At 36.9% G+C, this 26579-nt stretch carries 29 protein-coding genes, 1 tRNA gene, 1 other RNA gene and 2 other annotated features; of the genes, 4 read left to right on the forward strand and 27 right to left on the reverse strand.

What is annotated here, in order from left to right:
- Positions 1–2 precede the first annotated feature (2 nt).
- The 16 genes from CKL_RS18585 to CKL_RS21870 all read right to left on the reverse strand — a co-directional run bounded on the left by CKL_RS18585 (position 3) and on the right by CKL_RS21870 (position 13517).
- Positions 3–935, reverse strand: coding sequence for a D-2-hydroxyacid dehydrogenase (locus tag CKL_RS18585; protein WP_012104129.1), 933 nt, complete (start codon positions 933–935; stop codon positions 3–5).
- Between the two features lie 19 nt (positions 936–954).
- Positions 955–2025, reverse strand: a complete 1071-nt coding sequence (locus tag CKL_RS18590; protein WP_012104130.1) for a pyridoxal-phosphate-dependent aminotransferase family protein — start codon at positions 2023–2025, stop codon at positions 955–957.
- A 96-nt stretch (positions 2026–2121) separates the two neighbouring features.
- Positions 2122–2323 (reverse strand) — a binding site (T-box leader).
- Between the two features lie 34 nt (positions 2324–2357).
- Positions 2358–2556, reverse strand: a binding site (T-box leader).
- 344 nt (positions 2557–2900) lie between these two features.
- A complete protein-coding gene (locus CKL_RS18600; RefSeq protein ID WP_012104132.1) occupies positions 2901–3683 on the reverse strand; it encodes an EFR1 family ferrodoxin in 783 nt (260 codons plus the stop codon).
- Positions 3684–3783: 100 nt separating this feature from the next.
- Positions 3784–4467, reverse strand: a complete 684-nt coding sequence (locus CKL_RS18605) for a beta/alpha barrel domain-containing protein (RefSeq protein ID WP_012104133.1) — start codon at positions 4465–4467, stop codon at positions 3784–3786.
- A gap of 56 nt (positions 4468–4523) precedes the next feature.
- Positions 4524–5042: an NAD(+) diphosphatase gene (locus CKL_RS18610; protein ID WP_012104134.1), complete on the reverse strand. Its 519-nt coding sequence runs from the start codon at positions 5040–5042 to the stop codon at positions 4524–4526.
- Positions 5043–5185: 143 nt separating this feature from the next.
- Positions 5186–5878, reverse strand: coding sequence for a DNA/RNA nuclease SfsA (gene sfsA, locus CKL_RS18615; RefSeq protein ID WP_012104135.1), 693 nt, complete (start codon positions 5876–5878; stop codon positions 5186–5188).
- Positions 5879–6163: 285 nt separating this feature from the next.
- Positions 6164–6421, reverse strand: coding sequence for a pro-sigmaK processing inhibitor BofA family protein (locus tag CKL_RS18620; protein WP_012104136.1), 258 nt, complete (start codon positions 6419–6421; stop codon positions 6164–6166).
- Positions 6422–6550: 129 nt separating this feature from the next.
- A complete protein-coding gene (locus tag CKL_RS18625) occupies positions 6551–6838 on the reverse strand; it encodes a DUF2508 family protein (protein ID WP_012104137.1) in 288 nt (95 codons plus the stop codon).
- Between the two features lie 75 nt (positions 6839–6913).
- Complete coding sequence (gene recR, locus CKL_RS18630) at positions 6914–7510, reverse strand: recombination mediator RecR (protein WP_012104138.1); 597 nt, start codon at positions 7508–7510, stop codon at positions 6914–6916.
- A gap of 49 nt (positions 7511–7559) precedes the next feature.
- The gene (locus tag CKL_RS18635; protein ID WP_012104139.1) at positions 7560–7904 is read right to left on the reverse strand and encodes a YbaB/EbfC family nucleoid-associated protein; all 345 of its coding nucleotides are present in this window, start codon (positions 7902–7904) and stop codon (positions 7560–7562) included.
- An 80-nt stretch (positions 7905–7984) separates the two neighbouring features.
- Positions 7985–9646, reverse strand: coding sequence for a DNA polymerase III subunit gamma/tau (gene dnaX / locus CKL_RS18640; protein WP_012104140.1), 1662 nt, complete (start codon positions 9644–9646; stop codon positions 7985–7987).
- Between the two features lie 99 nt (positions 9647–9745).
- Positions 9746–10011: signal recognition particle sRNA large type (gene ffs, locus CKL_RS20140), an RNA gene on the reverse strand.
- 11 nt (positions 10012–10022) lie between these two features.
- A tRNA-Ser gene (locus CKL_RS18645) sits at positions 10023–10112 on the reverse strand.
- 218 nt (positions 10113–10330) lie between these two features.
- On the reverse strand, positions 10331–11758 hold the full coding sequence (gene hydG, locus CKL_RS18650) for a [FeFe] hydrogenase H-cluster radical SAM maturase HydG (protein ID WP_012104141.1): 1428 nt from the start codon (positions 11756–11758) through the stop codon (positions 10331–10333).
- Positions 11759–12254: 496 nt separating this feature from the next.
- Positions 12255–12869 carry a class I SAM-dependent methyltransferase gene (locus CKL_RS18655; protein WP_012104142.1) on the reverse strand — a complete coding sequence of 205 codons (615 nt, stop codon included), beginning with the start codon at positions 12867–12869 and terminating at the stop codon, positions 12255–12257.
- A gap of 495 nt (positions 12870–13364) precedes the next feature.
- A complete protein-coding gene (locus CKL_RS21870; RefSeq protein ID WP_081428007.1) occupies positions 13365–13517 on the reverse strand; it encodes a DUF4368 domain-containing protein in 153 nt (50 codons plus the stop codon).
- 323 nt (positions 13518–13840) lie between these two features.
- On the opposite strand from CKL_RS21870, the gene CKL_RS21140 reads away from it, so the two are divergent.
- The 3 genes from CKL_RS21140 to CKL_RS18665 are packed head-to-tail and all read left to right on the forward strand — an operon-like array spanning position 13841 to position 15312.
- Complete coding sequence (locus tag CKL_RS21140) at positions 13841–14425, forward strand: recombinase family protein (protein WP_081428008.1); 585 nt, start codon at positions 13841–13843, stop codon at positions 14423–14425.
- Complete coding sequence (locus CKL_RS21145; RefSeq protein ID WP_081428196.1) at positions 14400–14864, forward strand: recombinase family protein; 465 nt, start codon at positions 14400–14402, stop codon at positions 14862–14864. Before CKL_RS21140 ends, CKL_RS21145 begins: the two co-directional genes overlap by 26 nt.
- A complete protein-coding gene (locus CKL_RS18665) occupies positions 14857–15312 on the forward strand; it encodes a hypothetical protein (RefSeq protein WP_012104145.1) in 456 nt (151 codons plus the stop codon). The genes CKL_RS21145 and CKL_RS18665 overlap by 8 nt, the downstream gene beginning before the upstream one ends.
- A gap of 209 nt (positions 15313–15521) precedes the next feature.
- Here the strand turns inward: CKL_RS18665 and CKL_RS18670 are convergent, their stop codons facing one another.
- Positions 15522–16652 (reverse strand): AAA family ATPase, encoded by a 1131-nt coding sequence (locus CKL_RS18670; protein WP_012104147.1) that lies wholly within the window; start codon positions 16650–16652, stop codon positions 15522–15524.
- Positions 16649–17395: a DUF6414 family protein gene (locus tag CKL_RS18675; RefSeq protein ID WP_012104148.1), complete on the reverse strand. Its 747-nt coding sequence runs from the start codon at positions 17393–17395 to the stop codon at positions 16649–16651. The genes CKL_RS18670 and CKL_RS18675 overlap by 4 nt, the downstream gene beginning before the upstream one ends.
- Positions 17396–17704: 309 nt before the next feature.
- On the opposite strand from CKL_RS18675, the gene CKL_RS18680 reads away from it, so the two are divergent.
- Complete coding sequence (locus CKL_RS18680) at positions 17705–18943, forward strand: IS110 family RNA-guided transposase (protein ID WP_012104149.1); 1239 nt, start codon at positions 17705–17707, stop codon at positions 18941–18943.
- A 73-nt stretch (positions 18944–19016) separates the two neighbouring features.
- On the opposite strand, the gene CKL_RS18685 is transcribed toward CKL_RS18680, so the two are convergent.
- From CKL_RS18685 to CKL_RS18715, 9 genes are all read right to left on the reverse strand, one after another.
- A complete protein-coding gene (locus CKL_RS18685) occupies positions 19017–20444 on the reverse strand; it encodes an FRG domain-containing protein (RefSeq protein ID WP_012104150.1) in 1428 nt (475 codons plus the stop codon).
- Positions 20445–20462: 18 nt separating this feature from the next.
- Entirely contained in the window at positions 20463–20645 is a 183-nt protein-coding gene (locus CKL_RS18690; RefSeq protein WP_012104151.1) for a MerR family transcriptional regulator, read from the reverse strand.
- A gap of 183 nt (positions 20646–20828) precedes the next feature.
- Complete coding sequence (locus tag CKL_RS18695; protein WP_012104152.1) at positions 20829–22478, reverse strand: recombinase family protein; 1650 nt, start codon at positions 22476–22478, stop codon at positions 20829–20831.
- 4 nt (positions 22479–22482) lie between these two features.
- Positions 22483–23334, reverse strand: coding sequence for a recombinase family protein (locus CKL_RS18700; protein ID WP_012104153.1), 852 nt, complete (start codon positions 23332–23334; stop codon positions 22483–22485).
- A complete protein-coding gene (locus CKL_RS18705; protein ID WP_012104154.1) occupies positions 23331–24905 on the reverse strand; it encodes a recombinase family protein in 1575 nt (524 codons plus the stop codon). The genes CKL_RS18700 and CKL_RS18705 overlap by 4 nt, the downstream gene beginning before the upstream one ends.
- Entirely contained in the window at positions 24875–25039 is a 165-nt protein-coding gene (locus CKL_RS21065; RefSeq protein ID WP_155814047.1) for a hypothetical protein, read from the reverse strand. Before CKL_RS21065 ends, CKL_RS18705 begins: the two co-directional genes overlap by 31 nt.
- A gap of 91 nt (positions 25040–25130) precedes the next feature.
- Positions 25131–25286 carry an SHOCT domain-containing protein gene (locus CKL_RS21070; RefSeq protein WP_172634777.1) on the reverse strand — a complete coding sequence of 52 codons (156 nt, stop codon included), beginning with the start codon at positions 25284–25286 and terminating at the stop codon, positions 25131–25133.
- A gap of 11 nt (positions 25287–25297) precedes the next feature.
- Positions 25298–25669, reverse strand: a complete 372-nt coding sequence (locus CKL_RS18710; RefSeq protein ID WP_012104155.1) for a recombinase family protein — start codon at positions 25667–25669, stop codon at positions 25298–25300.
- A gap of 16 nt (positions 25670–25685) precedes the next feature.
- Complete coding sequence (locus CKL_RS18715; RefSeq protein ID WP_012104156.1) at positions 25686–26066, reverse strand: type II toxin-antitoxin system PemK/MazF family toxin; 381 nt, start codon at positions 26064–26066, stop codon at positions 25686–25688.
- Between the last annotated feature and the right edge of the window lie 513 nt (positions 26067–26579).

Here is a 26579-nt window from a genome sequence, read left to right on the forward strand (position 1 = left end):
TATTAACATACATTAATTAAATTTTTATCAAGATAATATTGTTCTACTATATTTACTATTTCCATGCCTATTCTCTTTTGAGCTTCACAAGTTGATGCTCCTATGTGAGGTGTTGCTGATACTCTATCATTATTTAGAAGCTCCTCACAAGGGCTAGGTTCATTTTTAAATACATCTATTCCAGCCCCCGCAACTTTACCACAATCCAATGCATTTATCAAGGCCTTTTCATCTATTATTCCGCCTCTTGCACAATTTATTATATATACTCCATCTTTCATAATATTAAATTCTTCTTCTCCTATTAAAGCTTTCTGATCTTTACTAAACGGAATGTGGAATGTTATATAATCTGCTCTTTTCAATAAATCCTTAAATTCACAAAATTCATAATTATTATATCCCTTTGCCATTCCAAGTTTATCTGTATATATTATTTTCATCCCTAATGCATTTGCTCTTTTGGCAACTTCTTTTGCAATCCTTCCAAAACCTACAATTCCCAAGGTTTTACCATATAATTCTACTCCTTTATATTGGCTTTTATGCCATTCATTATTTCTCATAGTCACATTAGAAATATTTACATATCTTGATATAGCAAACATATGAGCAAGTGTTAACTCTGCCACTGAAGCAGCACTGGCATTTGGAGTATTCTTAACAACTATTCCATTTTGAAGTGCATAATCTACATCGATGTTATCTACTCCTACTCCTCCTCTTATTATAAGTTTTAATTTTCCGTCTTTAGCTGCATCTATAAGTGGTTTTCTTATTTTAGTAGCAGATCTCACTATTATAACATCAAACTCTTTTATTTTATTTTTTAATTCTTCTTCATCAAAATGTTTATCTATAACTTCATACCCATCTTCCACAAGTTTATTTAAAGCTTCTTTATCCATTCCATCACTAACTAATATTTTTATCATGATTAAAACCTCCCAAAATCTATAATTTTAATATATAATTAATATTTTCTAAAAGTTCCTTTATATCTGAAATATGACAATCAGCCATATGAGCTATTCTAAATGTCTTTTCTTTTAATTTTCCATAACCATTGGAAATCTGAAATCCTCTTTCACCTAATTCTTTATTCAGGTCTCCTACACTTATATTTCTAACATTTTCAATATTGGTAAGTGTATTTGAAAGATACCTTTCATCAGCAAACAATTTAAAATATTCTCTAGCCCAATCTCTAACATATTCAGCCATTTCTAAATGTCTTTTATATCTATTTTCCAACCCTTCTTCTAGTATTTTATCCAACTGATAATCCATGGCAAACATATGCGAAATAGATGGTGTTGAAGGATACTGATAATTTTTTTTCTGTATATAATCATAAAGTGAAAGCAAATCTAAATAATACCCTCTAAATTCTACTTTTTTTGCTCTCTCTACTGCTTTCTCGGAAAAAGAACAAGCTGCTATCCCTGGAGGAAGTCCTAAAGCTTTCTGACTGGATGTCAAACATATATCTACACCAAGTTCATCTACTTCTATTTTAGTACCTCCCATAGAACTAACTGTATCTAAACACCATACAACCTCTGGATATTTCTTTACAACTTCAGATATTTCCTCTACAGGATTCATTACACCAGTTGAAGTTTCATTATGAGTTATGCAAATCACATCATATTTATTGGAATCTAATGCTTCACGAATCTTTTCTACATCTAAAGCCTTTCCCCATTCCACTTCATATAAATCTGCTAGTACATTGTTATTCTTAGCCATTTCATACCATCTTTTTCCAAAAGCACCTATTGAAAAAACTGCTGCTCTCTTTGCTGTACAGGTTCTTACAGCACCTTCCATCAGTCCACTTCCTGAACTGGTAGACAATAGTATCTCTTCTTTTGTATTAAATAAAATTCTTAATTTATCACTAATTTTCTTTTGCAATGCTGAAGCTTCTTTAGTTCTATGCCCTATCATGGGTTGAGACATTTTTTCTAGCACATCTTCTTTTACTTCTACAGGTCCTGGAATAAATAATTTTTTATGCATACTTGTACCTCCAAAATTTACGTAATTACTTAAATGAACACTATAATTAATATATAAAAATCAATATAAGTATAAAACAAAAGAGCCAATCATCCCTTTAGGGACGATTGACTCGCGTTGCCACCCTTATTAATTATACCTTTTATGTATAATTCTCTCAACTCAAATAACGGTTTTCCGTATTATTCATCATAATAATCCTCCAAGGCGGATTCACAAAAGTATGGGTACCAGTTTACACCAACCACTGACTCTCTTTTACCTGAACTCATGTTACTATTCTCTTCATAAGACAATATTTAATTTTAATATAAAAAAACCAATCAAACCCTCTTAGGGACGATTGGCTCGCGTTACCACCCTCATTGATTATATAAAAATATAATCCACTCATTAAAATAACGGATTTTCCGTACTACTCATCGCAGTAAATCTCCAAGATGGATTCACAAAAGTGTGGGTATCAACTTCCACCAGCCGCTGACTCTCTTTTACCTAAACTTATGTTACTATTCTCTTCATAGAATGATATTCAACTCATTAAGTTTTAAGATTTGTTATCTATTATATGTTGTATTTTTATATATGTCAATACTTATTTTAAAAATAAATTATACTTTTTATTTTTAAACATTTTTTAATTAATACTTATCATCTTTCCAATCTTATTAAATAAATTTTTTGTGCATGTATTGTTAGAAAAGTTTATACAATTACTACAATCATTGGAAATATAACTGGTTTGTAAATCTGACATATAGCTTTTAGCTCTATATTCTTTACAATTCTCTGCAATGATCATTTTATTTTGCAATGAAAACATTCAATTCACTCCCCAAAATATTATAACTTTAGTATTGTCTAAATTTTAAATTTTATTTATTCAAATTCAATACTTTAATTATATTTTTTTGAGTTTGATCTATTTTTTTATTTTTATATCTTATAGCATTTATAGGGCATATATGTATACATCTAAGACATAGGATACATTTACTATGAAAAATTGCACGTCCTCCCTCAAATGTTATATTTCCTTGTGGACAATTTCTTAAACACAATCCACACTTGTTACACTCTTTTGTAGCATATATGTTCTTAGATAATTTAGGAATCATATTTTTAAACACACAATACGTTATTTTATCTAGCTGAAACTTAACAAAAAAAGTATTTTCTCTAATAGTTTTATTTTTTATGAAATTTTCTATTGTATTTTTAGTTTTTTTATCAGCCTTAATTAATAAATTTTCTATTTCATTTTTCGTAGGTTTTTTACCTATAGAAAAATAATAGTTATTCGGCATTTTCACACTAATCTGTGCTGAAATAATATATCCCTTTTTCTTTAAACACTTTGCCATAAAACAACATGCAGAAGAAGATTCGGCTGCTTGTGTACAATATATTATAGCTCTTTTACTTTTCTTTAAAGAATCAAGCTTATTTAAAAAATCTCTTACAACTTTAGGCGGAAACTCTACATGGACTGGTGAACCTATAATTATAAAATCACATTTTTTAACTTCTCTATCTTCTATATATTGAATATCTATTAAATCTACATCTATATTATAAAGTTCAAAATTCTCTTTAAATCTATCTGCCACCCATTTAGTATTTCCGGTACCACTAAAATAATATAAAATGCCTCTCATGCCACAATAACCTTAACTTTTACATTTACTAAACTTACAAAACATAAAAGAAATTATTCCTCTCTAAATATAATATATTCTTAAATTATAATCAAATTTTTTATTTCCTATTTCCCTCGGCATATATTTGTCTGTTTTTAACCATAATCTTGCTTAGAATTTCTGCTGATGTAGGTGGAGTAAATGCTATTGCATTAGCTCCTGCTAAAATGGTTTCTTTTATAGTTTCTTCTGTTGGACCACCTGTAGCTATTATAGGAAAACTAGGATATTCATCTCTAATTTTTTTTACTATTTTAGGAGTTTCTTTAGCGCCTGATACATTTATTATAGTAACTCCAGCTTCCACTCTTTCTTTTACATTCTCATACTCTGATACTATTGTTACTATTATAGGTATATCTATGGTATCTCTTACCTGTCTTATAACCTCATTTGGAGTAGGGCTATTTAAAACAACTCCCATAGCCCCTTTAAATTCTGCATCTAAAGCTAAGTTTGTAACTCTTCTTCCTGCCACAGCTCTCCCACCAACTCCACAGAATACAGGTATATCGGCAGATAAAAGAATCGCTTGAGTTATAAGAGGCTGAGGTGTAAATGGATATACTGCAATAACTGCATCTGCATTACTATTTTTTATAACTGCTACATCTGTAGTAAATAAAAAAGATTTTAACCTTTTACCAAATATTCTTATACCACTTGCTTCTCTAATAACCTCAGGTACTTTAATCATATGTCTTATAGGGATCCCTTTTATTTCAGGTATATATTTAGCCATATTTCCTCCCCCTTTTTGTTCTTCAAACTATTAGCCTATTGCAGTATTAAAAATGCCTATTTTATAAATTCTTCAGTATATTCTATTTCTTCTAAAACTTTTCTTATTATTCTTTTTCCAACTTCATTATCTTTCATTTCATTTAAGACATCTTTTATATGAATCCAATGAGCTTCCTCCACTTCAGCAGATTTTTTTATATATCCACTGCCATAGTTAGCCATAAACATAAGCATTAATAATTCTTTCTTATTGTTAACTACATATTCACTTCCTAAATATTTCAAATCTTTTATTTTAATACCAGCTTCCTCATATACTTCTCTATGAACAGTTTGTTCTACATTTTCGCCATTTGTAACGTAACCTGATAATAAAACTCTGCAATTTTTAAATATATAACTCTGTTTTAACAATAATATATAATTTCCCTTTATAACCGCCACCATTACACAGGGTCTTGGAGTATCAAAATACATTATCTTGTCCTCTGGACAGTACGGCACTCCCCCTTCGTCCCAGCTGTATTTTTCTTCTAATTTTCTTCCACATATCGGACAATATATAAATTTCATAAACACGCTGCTATAAAAGCAGCTGCACCCCCTTTGATTTCAATAAAATTTTTATGTGTCATATTTTAAACATTAATATATTAATATTATAAACTACATATACAAAATTAAAAAATAAATTTAATATCTATATATGCAATTTATTATAATTGCACCTTTATTTCATCTCTTAAAATTATAAAATTTTCACCTACATCACAATCATAGGCAACTACCTGAACATAATTTTCCTTTGCATGTCTCAAAGCCTCTCCAAATTTTTTATCCATTTCATCATGAGGTCTAAAATATTTAACATCTTTCATTTGAATCAAGAACAACACTGCTGCATCCATTCCAGATTTTTTTACTTCTATTAATTCTAACAAATGCTTTCTTCCTCTTTCTGTGGGTGCATCTGGGAACATAGCTACTCCTTCTTTTTCTAAGGTAACCCCCTTTACCTCAACATAACATTTTAAATTTTCATCTCCCGAAAGTTTAAAATCAAATCTGCTATTTCCAAAAGTCTTTTCTCTCTCTATTTTATTATATTTGGTAAAGTAACTTATCTTTCTATTTTCTAATGCCTCCTCCACAACTTTATTTGGAATCTGTGAATCTATATTTATTAATTTATTTTCTTTATATCCAGCTATCAAATCATATTTAGTCTTCCTATTGATGCCATTTTCTTCTCTTAATAATATCGTAGTTTCTGGAAGAAGTATTTCCCTACATCTTCCTGTGTTAGGAACATGAACCATTACCTCTGAACCATTTAACTTTACATAAGCTTGAAATCTATTAGGTCTTCTAATAAATTCAGCCTTTACTATATTTTTATGAAATATCAACCTACCAACTCCAGTAAAACTAAATTTATTTATATATTTAGATCATACCAGATTCTTATATACAACATGTAATTTATTTTTGTTATATTTTTATGAATAAGTTTTTATCAGAAGGCTGCAATTAGCTAACACCCACATCTTCTTCAAAGTGGAGGACAAGCACAGATAAGGTTCAGATAACGATGTGTATTCCTTACAAGCAAACTCCACTACCTTAGAATCACTTGATAATAAAAAAACTTCATCTAGAAAGTAAAAAGATGAAGATTTTATACACTAAAATTTTTAAAAAAACAATTTAAATATTATAAGAAATATTACCCCTGGTATCCCAAGAAAACCTGCAATAAGTGCAGTAATGGCATTAATTCCTATACTAAATCCAAAGTAGCTTCCTATTAAATTTACAATTACTAAAAGCACCACGCCAAGTACTGCATTTATAATGAGCTTAAATAATATTTTTATAGGCCATGAAAATACTTTTACAATAACGTATAATCCCACTATAGCAATTAAAAAATATCCTATATATTCAACCATAATACTTATTCCCCCCATATAACCCATTATCAGTATAATTATCTGCTTAATTATAAATTACCACTTAATTTATATTCTAACAGTAAAAAAATATTAATACAAAAGAAATAAGTCTAAATTTTTTATTTTTTAAGATAACTTTCTATTATTATCTAAGTTTTTAGATATATTTTTATATTTTAATTTTATTTTATTCTTTTTCATTTCATTTAATAGATACATATATTTTGCTTTTGCTGCTTCTTCCATATATATAGCATAATCTACCAGATGAGGATCTTTTACAGTATCAAAATATATTCTACACCTCTCTAATTCTTGCCTGGCCATTTCTATATCCTTTAACAATTTTTTCTGCTTCGGTGTATATTTTGAACCTTTTCTTAGTAAATACTGAACTACACTATATCTATTCATAGAACATAAAACCTCCTAAAGTTTATATATTATTCTAATAATTAACATAAATTATATATAATATACAAATTTTACTTATATTTCTGTTCTACCTTCCAGTGCCTTCAATAGTGTAACCTCATCTGCATATTCTAAATTTCCTCCTACTGGAATGCCATGAGCTATTCTGGTAACTTTTACTCCAAGGTGTTTCAGTATTTTAGATATATACATAGCTGTAGCCTCTCCCTCTACATTGGGATTAGTAGCTACTATAACCTCATTCACATCACCATTTATTCTTCTTATAAGTTCTCTAAGTTTTATATCTTCAGGTCCTCTTCCTGCCATAGGTGATATATTACCATGTAATACATGGTAAACTCCATTATATTCTTTTATTCTCTCCATAGACATTATATCTTTAGGTTCTTCAATTACACAAATTATACTTTTATCTCTATTAGGATTTGAACATATGGCACAGGGATCAGAATCTGTAAAATTTCCACAAATAGAACAATACTTTATAGTACCTCTTGCCTTAACTAAAGCTTTAGCAAATTCTCTTACCTCATCTGCAGGTAAATTTAATACATGTAATGTAAGTCTTTGGGCTGTTTTACGTCCTATTCCTGGAAGTTTTGCAAACTCTTCTATTAACTTTTCGATAGCAACAGGATAAAAATCCATAGGATCACCTCAATTATAAAGCCCCATCTTAAAAGATGGGGTTGTAAATTTAAAACATTCCTGGAATATTAAGTCCACCAGTTAGCTTCTTCATTTCAGAAGCAGTTTGATCTTCCGCACTTTTCAATGCCTGGTTACATGCAGTTAATACCAGATCCTCAAGCATTTCCACATCTTCTGGATCAACAACCTCTGGTTTTATCTTTATACTTACTATTTGCTTCTTTCCATTTACTACTACTGTTATAGCTTCTCCACCGGCAGTAGCAGAAAACTCTTTATTTTCAAGCTCCGATTGCATATCCTCCATTTGTTTTTGAAACTTTTGAGCCTGTTTCATTAAATTATTCATATTTCCCCCGCCACCAAAGTTAGGGAATCCTCCTCTTGCCATAGCATATTTCCTCCTCAATTAAGTAATATCCATTTAATTATATCATATTTTTATGAAATCCTGTTTGCATTTCACATATACTATTCGTCAAGTATTTCTACTATATCTTCTCCAAAAGTATCTTTTAAAAGTTGTTCTCTTGATGGACTATTACCTTGTATATCATTTTCTATAGAATATCTAACTGTAACTTTTTCTTTTAGTATTTCTGAAAATATCTGTTCTACTATCTTTATATTTTCTTGTTTTTCTAGTCTTTGTTTATGAAAGGCATAATTCTTATCATACTCTATAGTTATTACTCCCTTTTCACAATTTACTATTTTACCTGTAGTAAGTGCTGCAAATAATACCATGTAATGTCTACTCTTAAATAATTCAAGTATATCTTTCCATCTTTTTTTTACTATGTCTAATGTAATTTTTGAATACATATTCTCTTCTATTATAGATTGTGTTCCCTTACTTATCAAATTTTTTTCTCTATTATCATGATGGTTGACTTCCCCAATTATATTATCTTTCTTAATTACATCCCTAGATATTCCTAATTCTTTAGAAGGTATTTTCTCATGAAAAATTTTCATTCCCCCTTGTTTAAAAGCTTCTTCCAATTTATTTAACCTAGAAAGCATTATCTCTTTGGATGTATCGTACTCTATCTTGCACATTTTTATTACTGCAAGCTCTAGATAAATTCTACTCTGCTTAACCCATTTAGATTGCTCCTCGGCATCCTGAAATATATTTATATGTCTCATTATTTCTTCTACACGTATTTTCTGTGCCTGCTTTTTCAAAAGTTCTATATTTTCCTCTGATATATCTAAAATCTCTTCTGGATTATTGGATACCTTTACCATCAGCAAATTTCTCAAATGTACTATCATTTCCTTAATAAAATTATATATATCTTTTCCACTTAAAACTATATCATCAATTACCTTCATAGATAACTCAACATTTTTTTCTATTATACTATCTGTAAGGTGAAATAAATTTTCATTTGTAACTAACCCCAACATATCAACAATACTATTATATTCAACTTTTCCACTTCCCATAGATATGGCTTGATCTAATACACTTAGTGCATCTCTCATAGCACCATCACATATCCTAGATATTAAATTTAAGCTTCTATCATCTGCAAATATTCCCTCTTCATTAACTATAGCTCTAAGTCTATTAAATATCTCTGAACTTTTTATCCTTCTAAAATCAAATTTTTGACACCTGGAAAGTATGGTTACGGGAAGCTTTTGTGGATCTGTAGTAGCAAGTATGAAAATTACATTTAAAGGGGGTTCTTCTAAAGTTTTTAAGAATGCATTTACAGCTTCCTGGGTAAGCATATGTACTTCGTCCATTATATATACCTTATACTTACCTTCCTGTGGTGGATATTTTACATTTTCTATTACATCTTTTATGTCTTCAAGCTTTCTTTTAGATGCTGTATCCATTTCAATTACATCCATTGAAATGCCTTGATTTATCTTTTTGCACATTTCACATTCATTACAAGGCTCTCCCTGCTGAATATCTAAACAATTTACCGCTTTTGCTAGTATTTTTGCCATTGAAGTTTTTCCCGTACCTCTAGTTCCGCAAAATAAATAAGCATGGGCTACTCTATTATTCAGTATTTGATTTTTTAATGTAACAGTTATATGATTCTGACCTACTACATCTGAAAAATTTTTAGGTCTCCATTCTCTATATAGAGTAGTATAAGACATATCGTCACCTTCTTAATATATATTTATAAATTTGAAAATATATAATTTTATATAATAAAAAAGACACCTCATGGTATCTTTAAATGCAAATTATTAAAGTCGTGCACCTTGCTTCGTCTAATAAAACACAAGCGTTACCCATATAGTTAACTCAAACCAGGTTTATCCACGGCACACAAAAATATTCACTTACCGCTGCTTCCTTCCGGACCTGACGGGGTTCATGAGTTCTTGTTGCGTGGGACCAAGCTCTCAACGCCACTTTTATGGGGCAGGCCTCACATTTTAAAGTCTAAGCCAGGAATTCAACCCTGCTATAGCGGATTGCAGGTTACAGGGCACCGCTAACTCCCCATCTAGCACGACAAAGTTAAAATGGCGGAGAGAGGGGGATTCGAACCCCCGGTAGAGTTTCCCCTACACACGCTTTCCAGGCGTGCTCCTTCAACCACTCGGACATCTCTCCACAAAGTTTACTCATGAAAATAAATTAGGTATTTAATTTAAAATTAAATACTTCAACAGAACAATCAATATTATACTATTAAAATTATATAATTTCAATAGTGTAATTAAGATTTATTTTTATAAATTTAACATACATATTGTAAAAATAAAAACTGAGATATCTCTTAGGATTTCCCAGTCTTTAATTTACCATTGTTGAAAATATATTTAGTCATTTTAGAACCTTAAATCTCTTTCCCCATTTCTAATACGATTAAGATAATTCACAGCTTTTTCACGCTGATTTTTATTTGGAACATTTTTAATTTCATTATCAATCATTTTTTGGCCTATGTCTTTTAATTCATCATCTGCATAATCTTTTAAGTACTCCTCAAAAGTTAATAGTGCATTTGGCAGACAATAATTGCCTATATTGCCAGACTTGGCCAAAGGCATAAACCTGTCTCCCGTTCTGCCTGCACGATAACAGGCTGTACAATAGCTTGGCACATATCCATCCTTTACAAGTCCTTTAATCACATCAATAGGTTTTCTATGATCTGCCAAATTAAACTGCGGCTTTTCTTCAATTCCATGCTCATCTATAGTTTTTCTTTTAGCATATCCTCCCACCCCTACACAAGAGCCTGCACTCATCTGGGAAATACCAACCTCTAAAAGCTCCTTACGGAACTCAATACTTTCTCTGGTAGAAAGAATCATTCCTGTATAAGGAACTGCAAGTCGAATAGTTGCAACCACTTTTTTAAAATCTTTATCCTTAACTAAATAAGGAAAATTACTATAATCCACACCTTCTGCTGGTAAAAGTCTAGGGAAGGAAATTGTATGTGGCCCAACTCCATGAACTGCTTCTAGATGTTCAGCATGCATTAAAAGAGCTACTGTTTCATAGTGATAATCATATAGGCCATATAGAGGGCCAATTCCTACATCGTCAATGCCGCCGCCTCCCATTGCCCTATCCATAGCTTCTGTGTGCCATTCATAATTATGCTTTGGTCCAAAATGCATATCAAGGTAGGTAGGTTTGTGGTATGTTTCTTGAAATAAAATATATGTTCCTATTCCTACGTCTTTTAATTTTTTATAATTTTCTTCAGTTGTAGCAGCGATATCTACATTTACTCTCCTAATAGCACCATTTTCGAATTTTTCATTATAAATGGTCTTTATACACTCTAAAATATATTCGATTGGACATTTTTCATCATCCTCACCTGCCTCAAGAAGGAGTCTTTTATGTCCCATAGCTTCCAATGCCTTAACCTCTTCCCTCAGTTCATCCTGTGAAAGCTGATGTCTGCCAATTTTATTTGCACACCTATATCCACAATATTTACAGTTATTCACACAATAACTTGATAGATAAAGTGGTGCAAACAATACAATTCTCCTACCATAAATCTTTTCCTTTACTTCTTTCGCAATCTTGTACATTTTTTCAAGAGTTTCCTCATCATCAATCTCTAGCAAAACAGCTGCTTCTCTATGGGTAAGTCCTCTATACTCTTTTGCTTTAGATAAAATCCTATTAATTTCATTTTTGTCTTTAACAAGTTTTTGGGCCTCATTAATTGATTGTAAAACCTCTCCATCCTCGATGAATTCATTACAATCCATTGATTTTACATTATACATATTTTTACCCCTTTCTAAAATAATTTTAAAAAATATCCCCTTAAATATTTATAATCTCCACCGTCATTCAATTATATTAAAATAAAAACTCCCTTTCCGAAACTCATTCAGAAAGGGAGCAAATTAGCAAAAATAAAAATTAACCATGCCAAATGCACGCCTTTCCGCTGGAAACACCTTACGGTCAGGTAAATCAACAAGCCTTGTATCCCCAAGTAAATTTAATACAAGCAGATACAATGCATACTAGAAAATAATACTTCTCTTATTTTAGTTTTAACATACATATTTGGCTTTGTCAAACATGTATTAGATAACTACAATAAGTAATATAATAGAGGGTATCAAGACGTCAATAAGTTAGTGTATTCTAACTTATTGACATTATATAAGTTCACTGAGACATTATAAATTATCTCTTTATTTAATTAAAAATATTCTATACTATACCATAATTTCAAAATATATTACAAGAAAATTTTACCATAGTCTATAATTATGATTTTTGGGCTATTATACACATCCCTTTACCATTTTTAATAATATCTTTTTTTAAATTTACAAACCCTATACGCTGCAGTAATGGATAAAGTGTATCAGCACTATAGACATGCATACCATTAATTCGTTGGGACCATTGATCATTTTCAGAATCTGAAATTTCATTACAAATCATAAAATATCCACCAGATTTTAAAACTCGATAAACCTGTTTAAATGCTTCTTCAAGATTTGGCCAAAAATAGATAGTTTCAAAAGCAGTAGCAAAGTCAAATATGTTATCTCCATAAGGAAGCTTGGACACATCGCCAAGTTTCACTTCACACCTGCCTTCTTCAATATAACGCCGATTTTTCTTTTGACTGTGCTTCACAGAAACTGGTGAATAGTCAATCCCACATACTTTTCCCTTGGGACAACGTTTTAGAAATAATAAAAGATTTGCTCCACCACCACAGCCAATATCTAACACATTTGCATCTAAACCAGGTGAGATATGTGAATGTCCCCATTTTGAAAGAGACTTATGACCAATATTCATCATATTGACCATTAAACTGCCGCCGTAACCTATAGGTTTCCTCGTGTTTTGGAAAAATTTATTAAACATTATTTTATTCCTCACTTTCTGTATATTACCTACCTCAAAATATTACATTACAAAATATAGTTAAAATATGAGTGATTTTTAACTTCAAATGGCATTTGATTATGAGAAATGTCTTTCTCTCTGAGTCTTAAAAGAACTTATAAAGGTGTACACAGCAGTACTTATCCTACCTTGAAAAAAATAAGAGTATTAGTGATAATGTGGGTCGGGTAAAATATTCCTTCCCACTAGTCAATGGTAAACATAAGAAAATATGTAACAAACATTTCATTTTATTTGAAAAATAAACTTTTCTATAAATAATTATATTAGGAGAATAATATTCTGTAAATGTAAAATTCAATTTCAATTCATCTAAAATTATATTATTCATACTAAAGCTTCCTTTCTATGCTTGTTTTCTCAAAATTAATTATAAAAAGTCTCTAGTATGAATAAAAGGCCTTTCAGCTAGGTAATTGCTGGTGGCCTTTCCTCTTTCCTGCCTAAAAATATTTATTTACTCATTTTGTAGATATACCTCACAAATTTATAATAGATATCCACCCATTGGCTCTTATGGCCATCTTCGTACACCGCAATCCGTTCAATCAGCGCATTGAAAACACGTTTTATTACCTCAAGCTGTAGCGCAGCGAAATATATCATGTTAAAATATCTGTGAATCCGAGCCTTTTAGCGAAGGTTGTCCTTCATTTATTGGGTATTGATATCAAACTTCTTTATCGCCGTAGGCCTTGCCCATGATTCTACTACAAGATGAATCCGCGAGTATCCATATAAGCCTGTAAGAAAGGAGTGGTTTTATAAGAAAAAAGCTAGAAGCAGGAAAAATTACTCATTGGCAAAAATCCCCCAAAACTGAAAGTAAGCGTCAGAAAAAGAAAGAGCGTATCCAACAAGCTTTCTCCAACGCTGTAAATGTTGAAGTCATTCCGGCTAAAAAGCCTGATCCAGCAGATGATGGTACTATATTACATGTTGCCGCCTATTGCCGTGTCAGCACTTATGAAGAGGCTCAAGCCGGGAGTTTTGAGTTACAGGTACAACATTATCAGGAGATGATTGAGAAAAACCCCAAATGGGCACTAGCAGGAATATACGCTGACGAGGGTGTTTCTGCCACTTCCATGCATAGGCGTGTTGATTTTTTACGCATGATTAAGGATTGCCGTTCTGGGAAAATTGATTTGATTATTACCAAAAGCGTGAGCCGTTTTGCACGAAACACACGTGACTGTCTTGACGTGGTAAGACAGCTCAAAATGCTCAATCCGCCTGTGAGTGTCTTTTTTGAAGCAGAAAATCTCAATACAATTGAAAGTAAAAATGAGTTCACCCTTGGAGTTATGAGCCTAGTAGCACAAGGCGAGAGCGAGCAGAAAAGCGCCGCTATCACATGGTCAATCATTGAACGCTTTAAGAAAGGTATTCCTATTATTTCTACGCATAATCTCCTCGGTTTTGATAAAGACCATCTTGGTCAGATTGTGATCGTGGAGGAAGAAGCAAACATTGTTCGTTATATTTATGACAGCTTATATGTACGGTTCTAACACTCGCGAAATCGCACAATCCCTCACCGATGCCCGTGTTCCTACTGTGCTGGGAAGGCCTATGTGGAAAAGCAGTAGCATTCTCCGCATTTTGCGGAACGAAAAATATTGCGGCGATGTTTTAATGCAAAAGACATTTACCGTGGATTGCTTTACCCATAAGAAGATGAAGAATACAGGACAACGACCTCAATATCTTTTGAAGGGCGGTATTCCAGCCATTATACCAAAAGACAGGTGGCTGGCAGTGCAGAGATTACTCAAAAAGCGCCGTTTCTCTAAGAAGTTGGCCGAAAAACCGAATATTGGGGTCTTCATCAGCCGTGTGAAAACTGGCGCTTTGCGAGGGTTTGTTTATATTAATCCGAACTGGAGCAAAAAAGAAGTTGCTCAGGTACTTAAAAAATTGACACAAGAAAGGAATAATAAAAATGTTTGATAAGATGAATTTTGAAGACTTTTCCTTTGAGGTTATTGATGTTTCCGTCACTGGTACTCCTGATGTGCATATCACGCAAAACGGCATTACTTTTACCCGCAAGTGTATTGAAGATATGGGATATCCACAGTACATAACACCTATGATTGATGTGAAGAATAAAGCATTTGCTATTAAAGCCTGCAAGGCAGACAACGAACATGCCGTACGTTTTTCCAAACCTAAGGGAGAACAAAAGGGTGCGGTTGTTACATCTTTTAGTACTATTCGTCGGATGATTCGTGGTGTGATGGGTGAGCAATGGAAGAGGAAAAACCGCTATTATATTACCGGGATTTGGTATGCCGAGGTCAAAGCTATGGTATTCCACCTAAACACGGCCAAGGAACTTCCACCATTTTTGAAGCCGGGCTCTAATGTGCCCTCAACTGGAAATGTAAATAAATAGTTATGAATTAAGGAATGTGGTGAACGCAATATGCGTTTGCCACCCTTTCCTCCAGCGGCAGGAAATTTCACTAAATTTATATATGATACAATATGGAAAATACAGCAAATAACTAAAAAAATAAAGCTGAAAAGATTAGACTTTCAGCTTTATTTTCATACTATAAGATTGTGTCATTAGGTCAAAATAGATGCACTAATAAAGGGGCATTACTTTTTTGAGTTATTCAATATAAATCTATTAACCAATTCCATATCGATAAATTCCTGCACTATTTTATCGACTTGTCTTACATTGGTAAATCTGGAGGCATTACTATACATAATATTTTTAATTCTCTTGATATTAACGATTTTCCTTTCCTTGAGATCAATGGTTTTCATTTTGTTTGACACACATATGTCAATAATTTTCTTTATTGATTCTAAAGATAAGGTATCAAACTTTATAAATCGATCAAACCGATAAAAGATTGGATCGCCCAAATGCTTTCTAATTTCCTCCTCATTTTGGTAATTAGATGTACATATGACTATTGAATTAAATAATTCGACATGATAATTTTTATCTTCAAAAACACCCTCATCAAACAGCTGATAAAAAGCACTATGAAACACAGGTGCCGGTTTATCAAACTCATCAAGCAAAATTACATTTGATTCCCTTTCTAACAAATCTTTAGCAAAACATGGTTGTGAATGATTCCCTCCAAATAAATAACCGCTAAACTCTCCACTATGAAACATTGAAAATTGTTTTCTGAATAGTTTTTCACCCAGTGTTTTGCTAATGAATTTTGCCGTTTCTGTTTTGCCTACCCCCGAAGGGCCATAAAACATCAAGACCATAGGTTTTCTATTAGATTTATTTAGCAAAGGGTATAATGAAACAAGAATACGTTCTTTAGCTTTCTCTTGTCCAACAATATATTCAGAAAAAGAATTGTTTATTTTTAAGAAAGCTGATTTAGTCAATGTTTTATAATTATATTTTTTTACTTCAACTATTTTGGGGAAAGTCTGTTCAAATTGTTGCCGTATTTGAATGGGCGGATTTTGAAGAAATAGATTATCAATATCATATCCGCTTAATATGCTGATAAAGCTTTGAACGGCCCCCTCGGTAATTCCAGCATATGATTCTGAATAAGCAACTAAATTATCAATATGAGTTTTAATTTTCTCCGCTTCATATTCTTGTCCTTGGTTTTGTTGCTTAATGATGATCTCTTTCCTTTTTGCATCATCATTGGTTATAAATTCTGATAATGAAGTGTTGTCATTTGGTATTAGTTTTTCATACCCTTTTTTAGGACCATAAAAAACAGTAATTTTCTTCATATATCTACTCCAGCAAGAATTACGTCGAATACATCCAAGGCATTGCCGTTACTTTGATCTTCAATAATATCAAAAGCAGAACTTATTGATTTCTGCTCAAAATTAAACTCCTTACTAATATCCAACATCTCTTCCTCAGATTTTCCGACCTTGACTGCATAATAATTTAAATCCATTTTAGATAAATCAGCTATACTATAATTATTTCTGAAAGATACAATGTTGAAACGGAATATGTACTTTTTCAGCATCCCACCTACGGTATTCTCGGCAATTAATTCATAATATCCTTTGCCGCTGGTAAAAGCCTCATCTAACTTAGAAATATCGAAAACAAAACCCTCATCGGTAGTGAAGTCGGATTTTGTAATTTTTAAAAAGGGTGTAAACATTTTAAAAAATGCGATAGAGTTTTTATAAGCTCTTACTTTATAATCATTAAATACACATATTCTTTCGTCATTTTGAGCTCTATTCAAAAAGTCTGTTAAAACAGTATTTGATAGTGTAGTTTTTACTAAGGACGACCCGCTTAATGAAAAGTCTGCACTTGCACTTGTTTCAGCACTGCCACCTAAAAAAGGAAGCCAGCTTAGCTTAGCAAACAAATTAGCAGAAGTCTTACTTGCTAACTCTTTATTTTTTTCTTCAATTTTATTTTTAGTTTGTATTTTTTCTCCACCATCATATATGTTTAGATAATCTGTTGCTGACAAGTCATCAAAATATACAACTTTAATCATGTTTATGACCATTCCTTTCCGCTGCGCTACAAGGCACAAACGAGGTATGAAACCCATTGCGACTAACGCAGCAATCGAAAATTTTGTTAAAATATGCTTGAGGAGCAGGCACACTACAGAGCACGTGGAGGTGAGTGGGCACAGCTTGTCGGCTGACCGTATGTTTATGTGTGCCGGACGTTCTTTCAAGCACAAATGAGTGGGGCTTTGTACCCCGTAAACTTATCTTTGGAGAGACAGACTACTCGTTTTTCAGTGAGCGTCCAGTCCCTGCCTGTTCCCTCAAATACTTTTTCAGAGGGATGTGTTATGCTTAAAATCGCTTACCCTGTTTGCTGTGGGATGGATGTACACAAATCCTTTCTGGTTGCCTGCATCGCATCGACCAACGAGAAAGGCATCACTACTTACAAAAGCAAACGGTTTTCCACATTTACCGGGGATTTGCGCCGCTGCGCGGTCTGGCTTTTCGAGAACAACTGCAAGGATGTTTGTATGGAATCCACCGGGAAGTATTGGATTCCTATTTACAACATTCTGGAACCGACCTGCAAAATTGTTCTTGCCCATCCGAAGTACGTTAAGGCAATCAGGGGCAAGAAAACGGACAAAAAGGATGCAAAATGGATTGCCGATATCTTTAAGCACGACCTTGTCACAGGAAGCTTTATTCCGCCCGCCGATATCCGTCAGCTTCGGGACTTGGTACGCTACCGTTGGAAGCTGACCAACTTCACCACTGGAGAAAAGAATCGGGCACAGAACTGCCTAACCGTCTCCAACATCAAACTGGATGATGTTTTTTCCGACGTGTTCGGAAAAGCCGCTTCCGCTATTACCGGAAGACTGCTTGAAAACAACAAGCCGTTTGATGTGACACCCTATCTTACAAAAGGCATCAAGGCTTCGGCTGAGGACATACAAAGTGCCGTGGACGGAGAGATGTGTGATGAACAGGCTGAAAAGCTCCGCATCATCCGTTCCCACATGGATAGTCTTGAACTGTGCAAGCTGAATCTGGAATCTCTGATTCTTTCTGTCGCAGAGAAATATCTGCCCCAACTAAACCTCGTTTCGACGGTTCCGGGTATCCAATCCTTTTCCGCAATTGCGGTTATTTCGGAAATTGGCGTGGATATGTCCGTGTTTCCAACCTCGAAGCACCTCTGTTCCTGGGCTGGACTTACTCCGCAGAACAATGAGAGCGCCGGAAAGAAAAAGACCACCCGTATTAATCGCGCCGGAGCCTACATCAAGCCGCTTCTGGTTCAGTGTGCTAATGCTGTTGTTACCAGTAAAAAGCACCCTGAAATCCGCAATCGTTATCTCGCGCTCAAAAAGCGACGGGGACACAAAAAGGCCATTATCGCTATTGCAAGGATGCTGCTGACTGCCATCTACAACATTCTCAAGAAGAATGAGCCTTACAATCCGGAGCTTTACCGTAAATCTGACCTTCCGCCTGCACATCGTGAGGTCTCTGTGGCAGAAGCCGTTTTTATTCTGCAAAGGCAGGGCTATATTGTGTCTCCTGCCCCAGCTCCCTAATTGACATTACTGCTTTTTTGACTGCCTGTGGGCGGTCTAACTTGTTGTACCCTTTTGGGGGATAGTGCTCAAATTACAATGTTTCAAACTTTACCTCCATCTTTTCCAAACGTTCTTTGGATTTCTTACAATCTTTTACAAGAACTTCCACCCAGTACTTAAGAAATTGTTCTTTCTCCCCTCTGGAAGTATATAACAACATTTCATCAATAAGGCGTTCTACATCTTTGATATATGCATAAGCAGCATTTGAAAATTTCTCAATGTCACAGTTACCTTTTGGAATATCGTCAGATCTAAAAGATGCCATTTTAACTTGCTTTTTATACGATTGTATTTTATTTATTAAGTCCTCTATCGAATATATATTATTAGAAACAAAATGCGATATATCATCGAATGCGGGATCAATCAAATGAATTAAATCGCTGAATTTCCTGATTATCTCCTGTTCAGAGGCCTGTTCATTTATATAGCTGAATCTTCTGGTAAAATAATCTTTAGTCCATTTAATTGTGTAAGGACAATCTTGACGCCATTCTGTTCTACAAATAAAGTTGCCTTCAGTCAGATCATTTTCATCAAGATAAATGTATAACCATATACGAGCATTAGCACCATATGCAAGAAATAGATTTTTATAAATTTCAGCAATTCTTTTAATCAATTCTTCTTTGTCAAAGTTAATACTACTAATTTGATAATTGGCAAGAATCTTTCTAAACTCATATTTATCATGAATATCAAACTTAGTTTTAGTTAATGAAAAATTTTTGGTTGTATTTGTGCTTTCAAAAACTTGATATAAAACATCGTGTATAAAACCGAGTTTCCTTAATCTGTCGCTTATTTCACGTTTAATATCACGGGGAATAATAATTTTTTCATCTATATAAGCGTCAAGACCTTTTTTGCCAATAGGACTAATTACATCATTACTGCAATCAAATCCAAATAATATTCCTGTACCTCCTTGAAGAATAGCTCTTTGGTTCGTATAAGAAAAATGATAGTCATATTGTATTATATAATTCGAAGATAAGATTTCTTGAATCTGATTCTTTGAGAATATATCATCCTCTAATGCGTCAATGGTTGGGTAATTTTTTAGAAGAACTTTTGAAAACAACACAACCTCTTTGCTGCTAAATGGAATAGCAAGCTCTTTATTAAAAACATATACAACGCCATCGGAGTTACTCTGAGAATTATCTTCTATAGTAAAAAACAATGAACTCAGTGGACTAATACTTAAATCACAGATTCTCGTTGGAAACCCATAGTGCTGAAGTTTAAATATTGAAGAAAAAACATCCAATTTGGATAGTTTCATCTCTTCCTGAATTTTTTCACATTCCAACGGTAGACAGTCTTTTTTTCTAAACAAAGATGGAGCTATTTCCCATTGGCAATTTGCTTGTCCTCTAAAATAGTAATTGTTTTTATAGTTTTCTGTGTAAGTAACATAATCATCAAAAGAACTAATAACAGTTGTTTTCATTGAATAACTCCTCGGTATTTATCTTTCAGCTTTTTGTATTCTGCGCCGCCCATCCTTGGGCTTCACCGCATCCTTAGGTATAGCCCAAGTAACCCCAAACCGAACAGCACCAGATATTTTGCCCTGTGCGCAAAGCACCTGTACCCGGCGTGGAGTGATCTCCCATTTTTCCGCTGCTTCTTTTGCTGTCATATAGTCCATTAAAACGTTCCTTTGCCGAATAAATATTGTATATATTATATATCGCAGCGGCGAATAAAGCAATCAGATTCGTGTAAATTATGGAAATATTCACAGTATTATGGTGAAACAGATTGAAAAACAGCAGAAATTCTGCCCAAAGAGAAAAGCCGCCAGCATTTGTGGCGACTTCACCTGCTATTTTTATTCACCCGGCAGCTCCTGTTCCATCTCCATGTTGTTATCAAAAGTAATCCGGATTCGATCTGTGGATAAAACCACCACCTTGGTGATAATCCCCTTAACTACATCATCACGATATTCCTTTACACTAAGGTCAATGTGTTCCAGCGTGTAAAGCAGCTCATGGATTCGAGCTTGTGTGTTTTGGGCGAGCATGGTCTGCTCTTGATGCTCCCCAAGCTGCCCCTGCAGTCCCTTTATCTCCGCAGCTATTTCCTCAAACTCGGCATCGAAGTAATCCGCACCGGCACTAGATTTGGAGCTGAGTTCCACTAAATCCATCATGACGCTCTGTAGCTCAGCGATACGGTTCTTGACAGCAGCTTCATTGAAACTGTCATCATCCTGCGTACCGATGGCCAGCCGCAGGCCTGCCTTGAGGGTTTCAATGACATCTGCCTTATCCTCATCCAGCCGATTCAGGGCTGTGACAATGGCTTGGTGCAACCGGCTTTCCTCAATGGTGGGCGATTCCTTGCAGTATTTCGTACCGTATTCCAAGCGGTTGATGCAGCGCCAGACCACCTTTTTCTTGCCGTTCCTTGCCCAAGTAACCCGGCGATATTGCGTCCCGCAGTCACCACAGCAGAGAAGCTCAGTCAGCGCATATTTGCTGCTGTATTTCCCTTTTTCAGTTTTCACCGCTTTCTTGGCCACTTTTCTCTTACCAGCTCTCCGGGCGATTTCCTCCTGTACGAGGTTGAATAAATCCTTTGATATAATCGGCTCATGGTTTCCGGTTACATAATATTGCGGGATTTCGCCGTTGTTTTTCCGGGTTTCCTTGGTCAGGCAGTCCGCCACATAGGTTTTCTGCAGTAGGGCATCTCCAATGTAACGCTCGTTGCGGAGCATATATTGCAGTACGCCAACTGACCATTCTTGCTTGCCGGTGGGCGAGAGAATGTTATCTGCCTCCAGCGATTCCTTTATTGTTCGGACGCTGGCACCGGAATAATAGCTCCGGAAAATCCGTTTGACAATTTCCGCTTCATCCGGCACGATCTTTGGCTGACCGTCCTCACCTTTTTCGTAACCCAGCAGGCGGGAATATTGAAAGGGCACCTTTCCGCTTTTAAAGCTCTGGCGTTTACCCCATGTGACGTTGCGGCTGATGGATTCGCTCTCAGCCTGCGCAAAGCCGCTGAGGAAGCACAGCGCCATTTCACTGGCCATCTCCATCGTGTTGATGCCCTCTTTTTCAAATATAATGGGGATGCCCTTTGCTTTGAGCTTTCGGATATACCCGATGGCATCCAGCGTGTTTCTGGAAAACCGGGAAACGGATTTGGTCAGCACCATGTCAACTTTGCCTTTTTCACACAATACCATGAGCTTGAGAAATTCGGTACGCTTTTTGGCGCTGGTTCCGGTGATGCCCTCGTCGGCAAAAATACCGGCAAGCTCCCAATCCTTATTTTTGCTGATTTTATCTGTATAATAAGCGATCTGAGCAGCGTAGCTGGACTGTTGTTCTTCCTGTTCGGTACTGACCCGGCAGTAGGCCGCCACACGGAGCTTTCTCTTTCTGGCATTGGGCTTGGTTAAAAGAATATTAGCGGGGATTATATCGACCCTTTTCTGTAGGGGTGTTAAAGTCTGCGTTTGCATGGCGTTACTCCTTTCCAATCAGTTTTCCGTTTATCATCCGCAGCCACAGGCTGCCGTCCGAATCAATGACCACTTGCTTGACGGTATCCTCAAACAGCCGCACTGAAAAAGCATCCAGCGGCTGTTCTTGTTCAAATATCGCCAGTAACCGGCGTGTTAAGTATTCCGGCTCTGAATCTGCACAGGCCTCATATTTTGCGGCGGCACAGCCGAATATCAGCAGCTTGATGTAGTCGCTGTCCACCTCGCTTTTTTCAAGCTCCCGGTTGATTTGGTTTTCTGTCCGGACAACATCGAGGGAATAGTTCTCCCTATGCGGTGATGGAAGCTCCAGCAAGCTCGGCTCGCTGATGATTGTATTCAAAGTTGCGGTTACGCTCTCCAGCAGGGCTTGGTCGGTGATGCGCTTTGGTGTGATGCGCCCTTCGGCGGAGCAGCACCACGCTTCATACTTTTTATTTCTGCCATCCCTTGCATACTTGGCTCCACAAGCCCCACAAATCGCCTTACTGCGGATACTGTCCAGTTCCTCGGATAAAGGCTCTCCTTGGCGTTTCTGCCCGATTAGGTCGGCTACAGCTCCGAACGTGTCGGCAGGGAGTATCGGAGGGAAGTCATCGCCGCCGCAGTAGCGGGAATTCTCCAGCATCCGCTTTACCATGTGCTTGTTCCAGTCAGTGCGGTTCTCCATATAGGGGATGCCTTTGATGGTGAGGCTTTCGGCAATCCGGCGGTAGGACATTCCGGCTTGGTAATCCTCAAAAACCTGCCGCACCACAGCGACTTCCGCTTCATGGATGCACAGCGCACCATTTTGGATGTGGTAACCAAAAGGAAGGTATCGGTTTTTCTTCATCGTCCGAACACCTCCCCCGGCAGCTGCTCAGTAAATTCGAAGCCTCCGATTAGGCAGAATTTCAGTTTATCCTGCTCGGTGACAACAATCCGATTGACGATGCTGTGGAACAGGGTTTCGTCAAAGCCAGTCAGGTACGGCGCTCCCTGTTCCACCAGCTCAATCAGCAGCCTGCAATCGGAAATTAGCTCATCGTCCGCATCGCTTTCCAGAAGTCTGCGGCGGTTTCGCTTCAAAAGGTCGAGCTGTTGGTTGATTTCATTATTTTTCTGCATAAAAATAGCAGAGTCCATGTAACCTTTCGTCCTGAGACGATTCAGTACCAGACTCTGCTTGGTAAGTTCCGCTATTTCTTTATTGATGCTTCCGACTTTCACATCGCTCATGGTGATTTTGGATTTGAGATCCATCAGTTCCATTAAAGCTGAGGAGAGAATATAGCGGCTATTCTGTTTCAGCTTGTTAACCATTCGGATAAATGCCTGTATGATGGCATCCTCCCGGATTTGGCGAATTTCGCACAGCTCCTTGCTGCGGAAGTGCTTGTGGCAGACCCAATAGGTTTTGCCGTTGGTCACCCTGCGGGAGAAGTTCGTACCGCATTTGCCACACTTGATTTTTCCGGAGAAAGCATACTGTCTGCCACGACCCTTGCTTGGGCAGAGGGCGTTACGGGCTTTCATCAGCTGCTGCGCCTGCTCAAACTCCGACCGGCTGATAATCGGTTCATGAGAACCGGTAATGTAATAGCGGTCACGCTCGCCCTTGTTGCGCTTGGTTTGAAAAGGCATGGTGTTGGTGGTGTAGGATTTCTGCAGCAGGGCATCACCGATGTAACGCTCACTTTTCAGGATATAGCTGACAGCGGTATAAAGCCAGTTGACTTCTCCACTTTTGCAGGGGATACCCTCGGCATTCAGCTCATCTGCAATCTGCTCCATGCTCTTGCCTGAGAGGTAGCTCCCGAATATCCGGCTCACTATCGGCGCTTCCTTGGGATTGGAAATTAGCGTATTGTCTAAAAAATTGTATCCGTAGGGAGCGCAGCAGCAAGTGAAACTGCCGTTTTGCATCCTCCGTGCGTAGCTCCAGCGCATATTGTTGGAGATGGAGGTGGATTCCTCCTGAGCGATGGAGCTAAAGGCTCCGATGATCATCTCATCGTGCATATCTGCTGTTTTGAGGCCATCTTCCTCAAATTCCACCTCTATGCCGAGGGCTTTCAGCTCCCGGACGGTGGAGAGGCAGTCGTGAATGTTCCTCGCAAACCGGGAAACGGACTTTACAAGGATGCGGTCGATTTTGCCTTTCCTGCAGTCGGAAAGCATCCGCTGGAATTCCTCCCGCTTGTCCGACCGGGTTCCGGTGATGCCCTCATCGGCGTAAATGTCCACCAGCTCCCATTCGTCATTTCCGGCAATCATGGAGGTGTAATGCTCCATCTGCACAGAAAAGGAATTCAGCTGATCTGCCGAATCGCTGCTGACTCTGGCGTAGGCGCAGACACGCAGCTTGGGCGGTGCATAGCGGTAAAGGGAATTTACCGGTTCAATAACCTGTACCTGCGGCATGGCGGCACCTCCTGTTCTTTCAGGGCTTGCTGCAGCCGTTTGGCCTGCTCTTTTTCTGAGCTTTCAGATGTTAACTGTGCCTCTGTTGCCACACGGCAGTAAACGGCAACCCTGATTCTTTTTTCTTTTTGCATCGTGAGTTCTCCTTTCGTGTAGGTTCAATACCTTTTAGGTATTAGCACATACACTACCACAGAGATGCACGGAAAGCTATCACTATTTCCACTAAATAATCCGGAGCCTCGGCTTGTACTTTTCGACCACAAACTCATCTGCAATCTGAAATTCTCCAAGGCTGATTTTACCCTGCTCCAGAAGATAGGTGAGAAAATTATGTGCCATTAAATAACGGACTTCGTTTACCGGTTCTGTTTTTGTCATAGCGTTTCCTCCTATCGCAATTGAAACAGCGGTATTGCAAAATCGGACAGCTTGATTTCACCCTCCATCGGGGAGTAAATGCTGATGCCGCAGTCGCTGATTGTTTGAATAAAGTTTATTGTCTTTGATATATCCCGCCCGATCCGGCTCACCGAATCTACCAGCAGAATATGAAAACTCCCGGCTTTTGCCGCTTCCAGAACAGACTGCAGGCCGGGACGGTCAAAATGCAGGCCGCTGCCCAAATCCTGCGAGGAGCCGACAACGGTGAAGCCCATCTGTGCGGCATAGGTTTCCAGTCTTTCATATTGCCCTTTCAAAGCACCGTGGGTATCTTCCGGCGCATCAATGCGGCAGTAAATCCATGCGGATTTCTTATCCATAGAAAAATTCCTCCTTTCACAAGCTCAGGCTCATTTGCGGTTCCGGCAACAGGACATCCAGACCAAAGCTCACGGCTAAGGCTTCATTTATCTGCTGCATCTGCAAATCGCTCAAATGGCCTATGTACTCACGCAGGCGGGAACGGTCAATGGTTCGCACCTGCTCCAGCAGCACAAGGGAATTTTGCCGCAGACCGTACTGCTGGCTGCACAGCCGGATATGGGTCGGCAGATGACTTTTTTCTGTGCGGCTGGTGATGGCGGCTACGATAACGGTAGGGCTGTAGCGGTTTCCGATGTCGTTTTGGATAATCAGCACCGGTCGGATGCCGCCCTGCTCACAACCTACAACCGGCGTTAAATCGGCGTAGAACATATCACCTTTGTAAATACGCATTTCGCATTCCTCCTTTTTGTGAAATCAATGTTATACCACAAAGATAAGGACAGCCGCCGATTGTGACTGGGTTTACCCGCGGGGCGGCTGTCCTCATAGTTTCTGATATAACAAAACTCTTGTTCTTCGTTTTCTGCTGCTTCTATTCGACACTACTTCCCGAAGCAGAACACCACAGGCAGAATGCCTGCGGTTAAGGACGATTCCGTCCTTTGGGCAGCCAGCTTAAACCAGCCAGTGGTTAACGTCACGCAAGCGTGGCATATGGCTGTCATGGGACTCTCACCCCCGCCGGGTTCTCCGGCGGCTGCACCCATTGCGATGTCTGTGGCTATGCAGAAGTATCATTGTAGGCTGTTCGGGTCATGGCGGGGCAATCCACCACGGATTGCTTCTCGGACGGACATTTCTCGCTTGGCACCTTTGATGCTATCGGTTTGACGGATAGCTCTGGCCTATCCGCAGGTGGTCTTGGCGTGTCCTCCAAAGCCGCTTTCCCCTCATCGGAGCTGA

The organism is Clostridium kluyveri DSM 555, assembly GCF_000016505.1.
GTDB lineage: Bacteria > Bacillota > Clostridia > Clostridiales > Clostridiaceae > Clostridium_B > Clostridium_B kluyveri.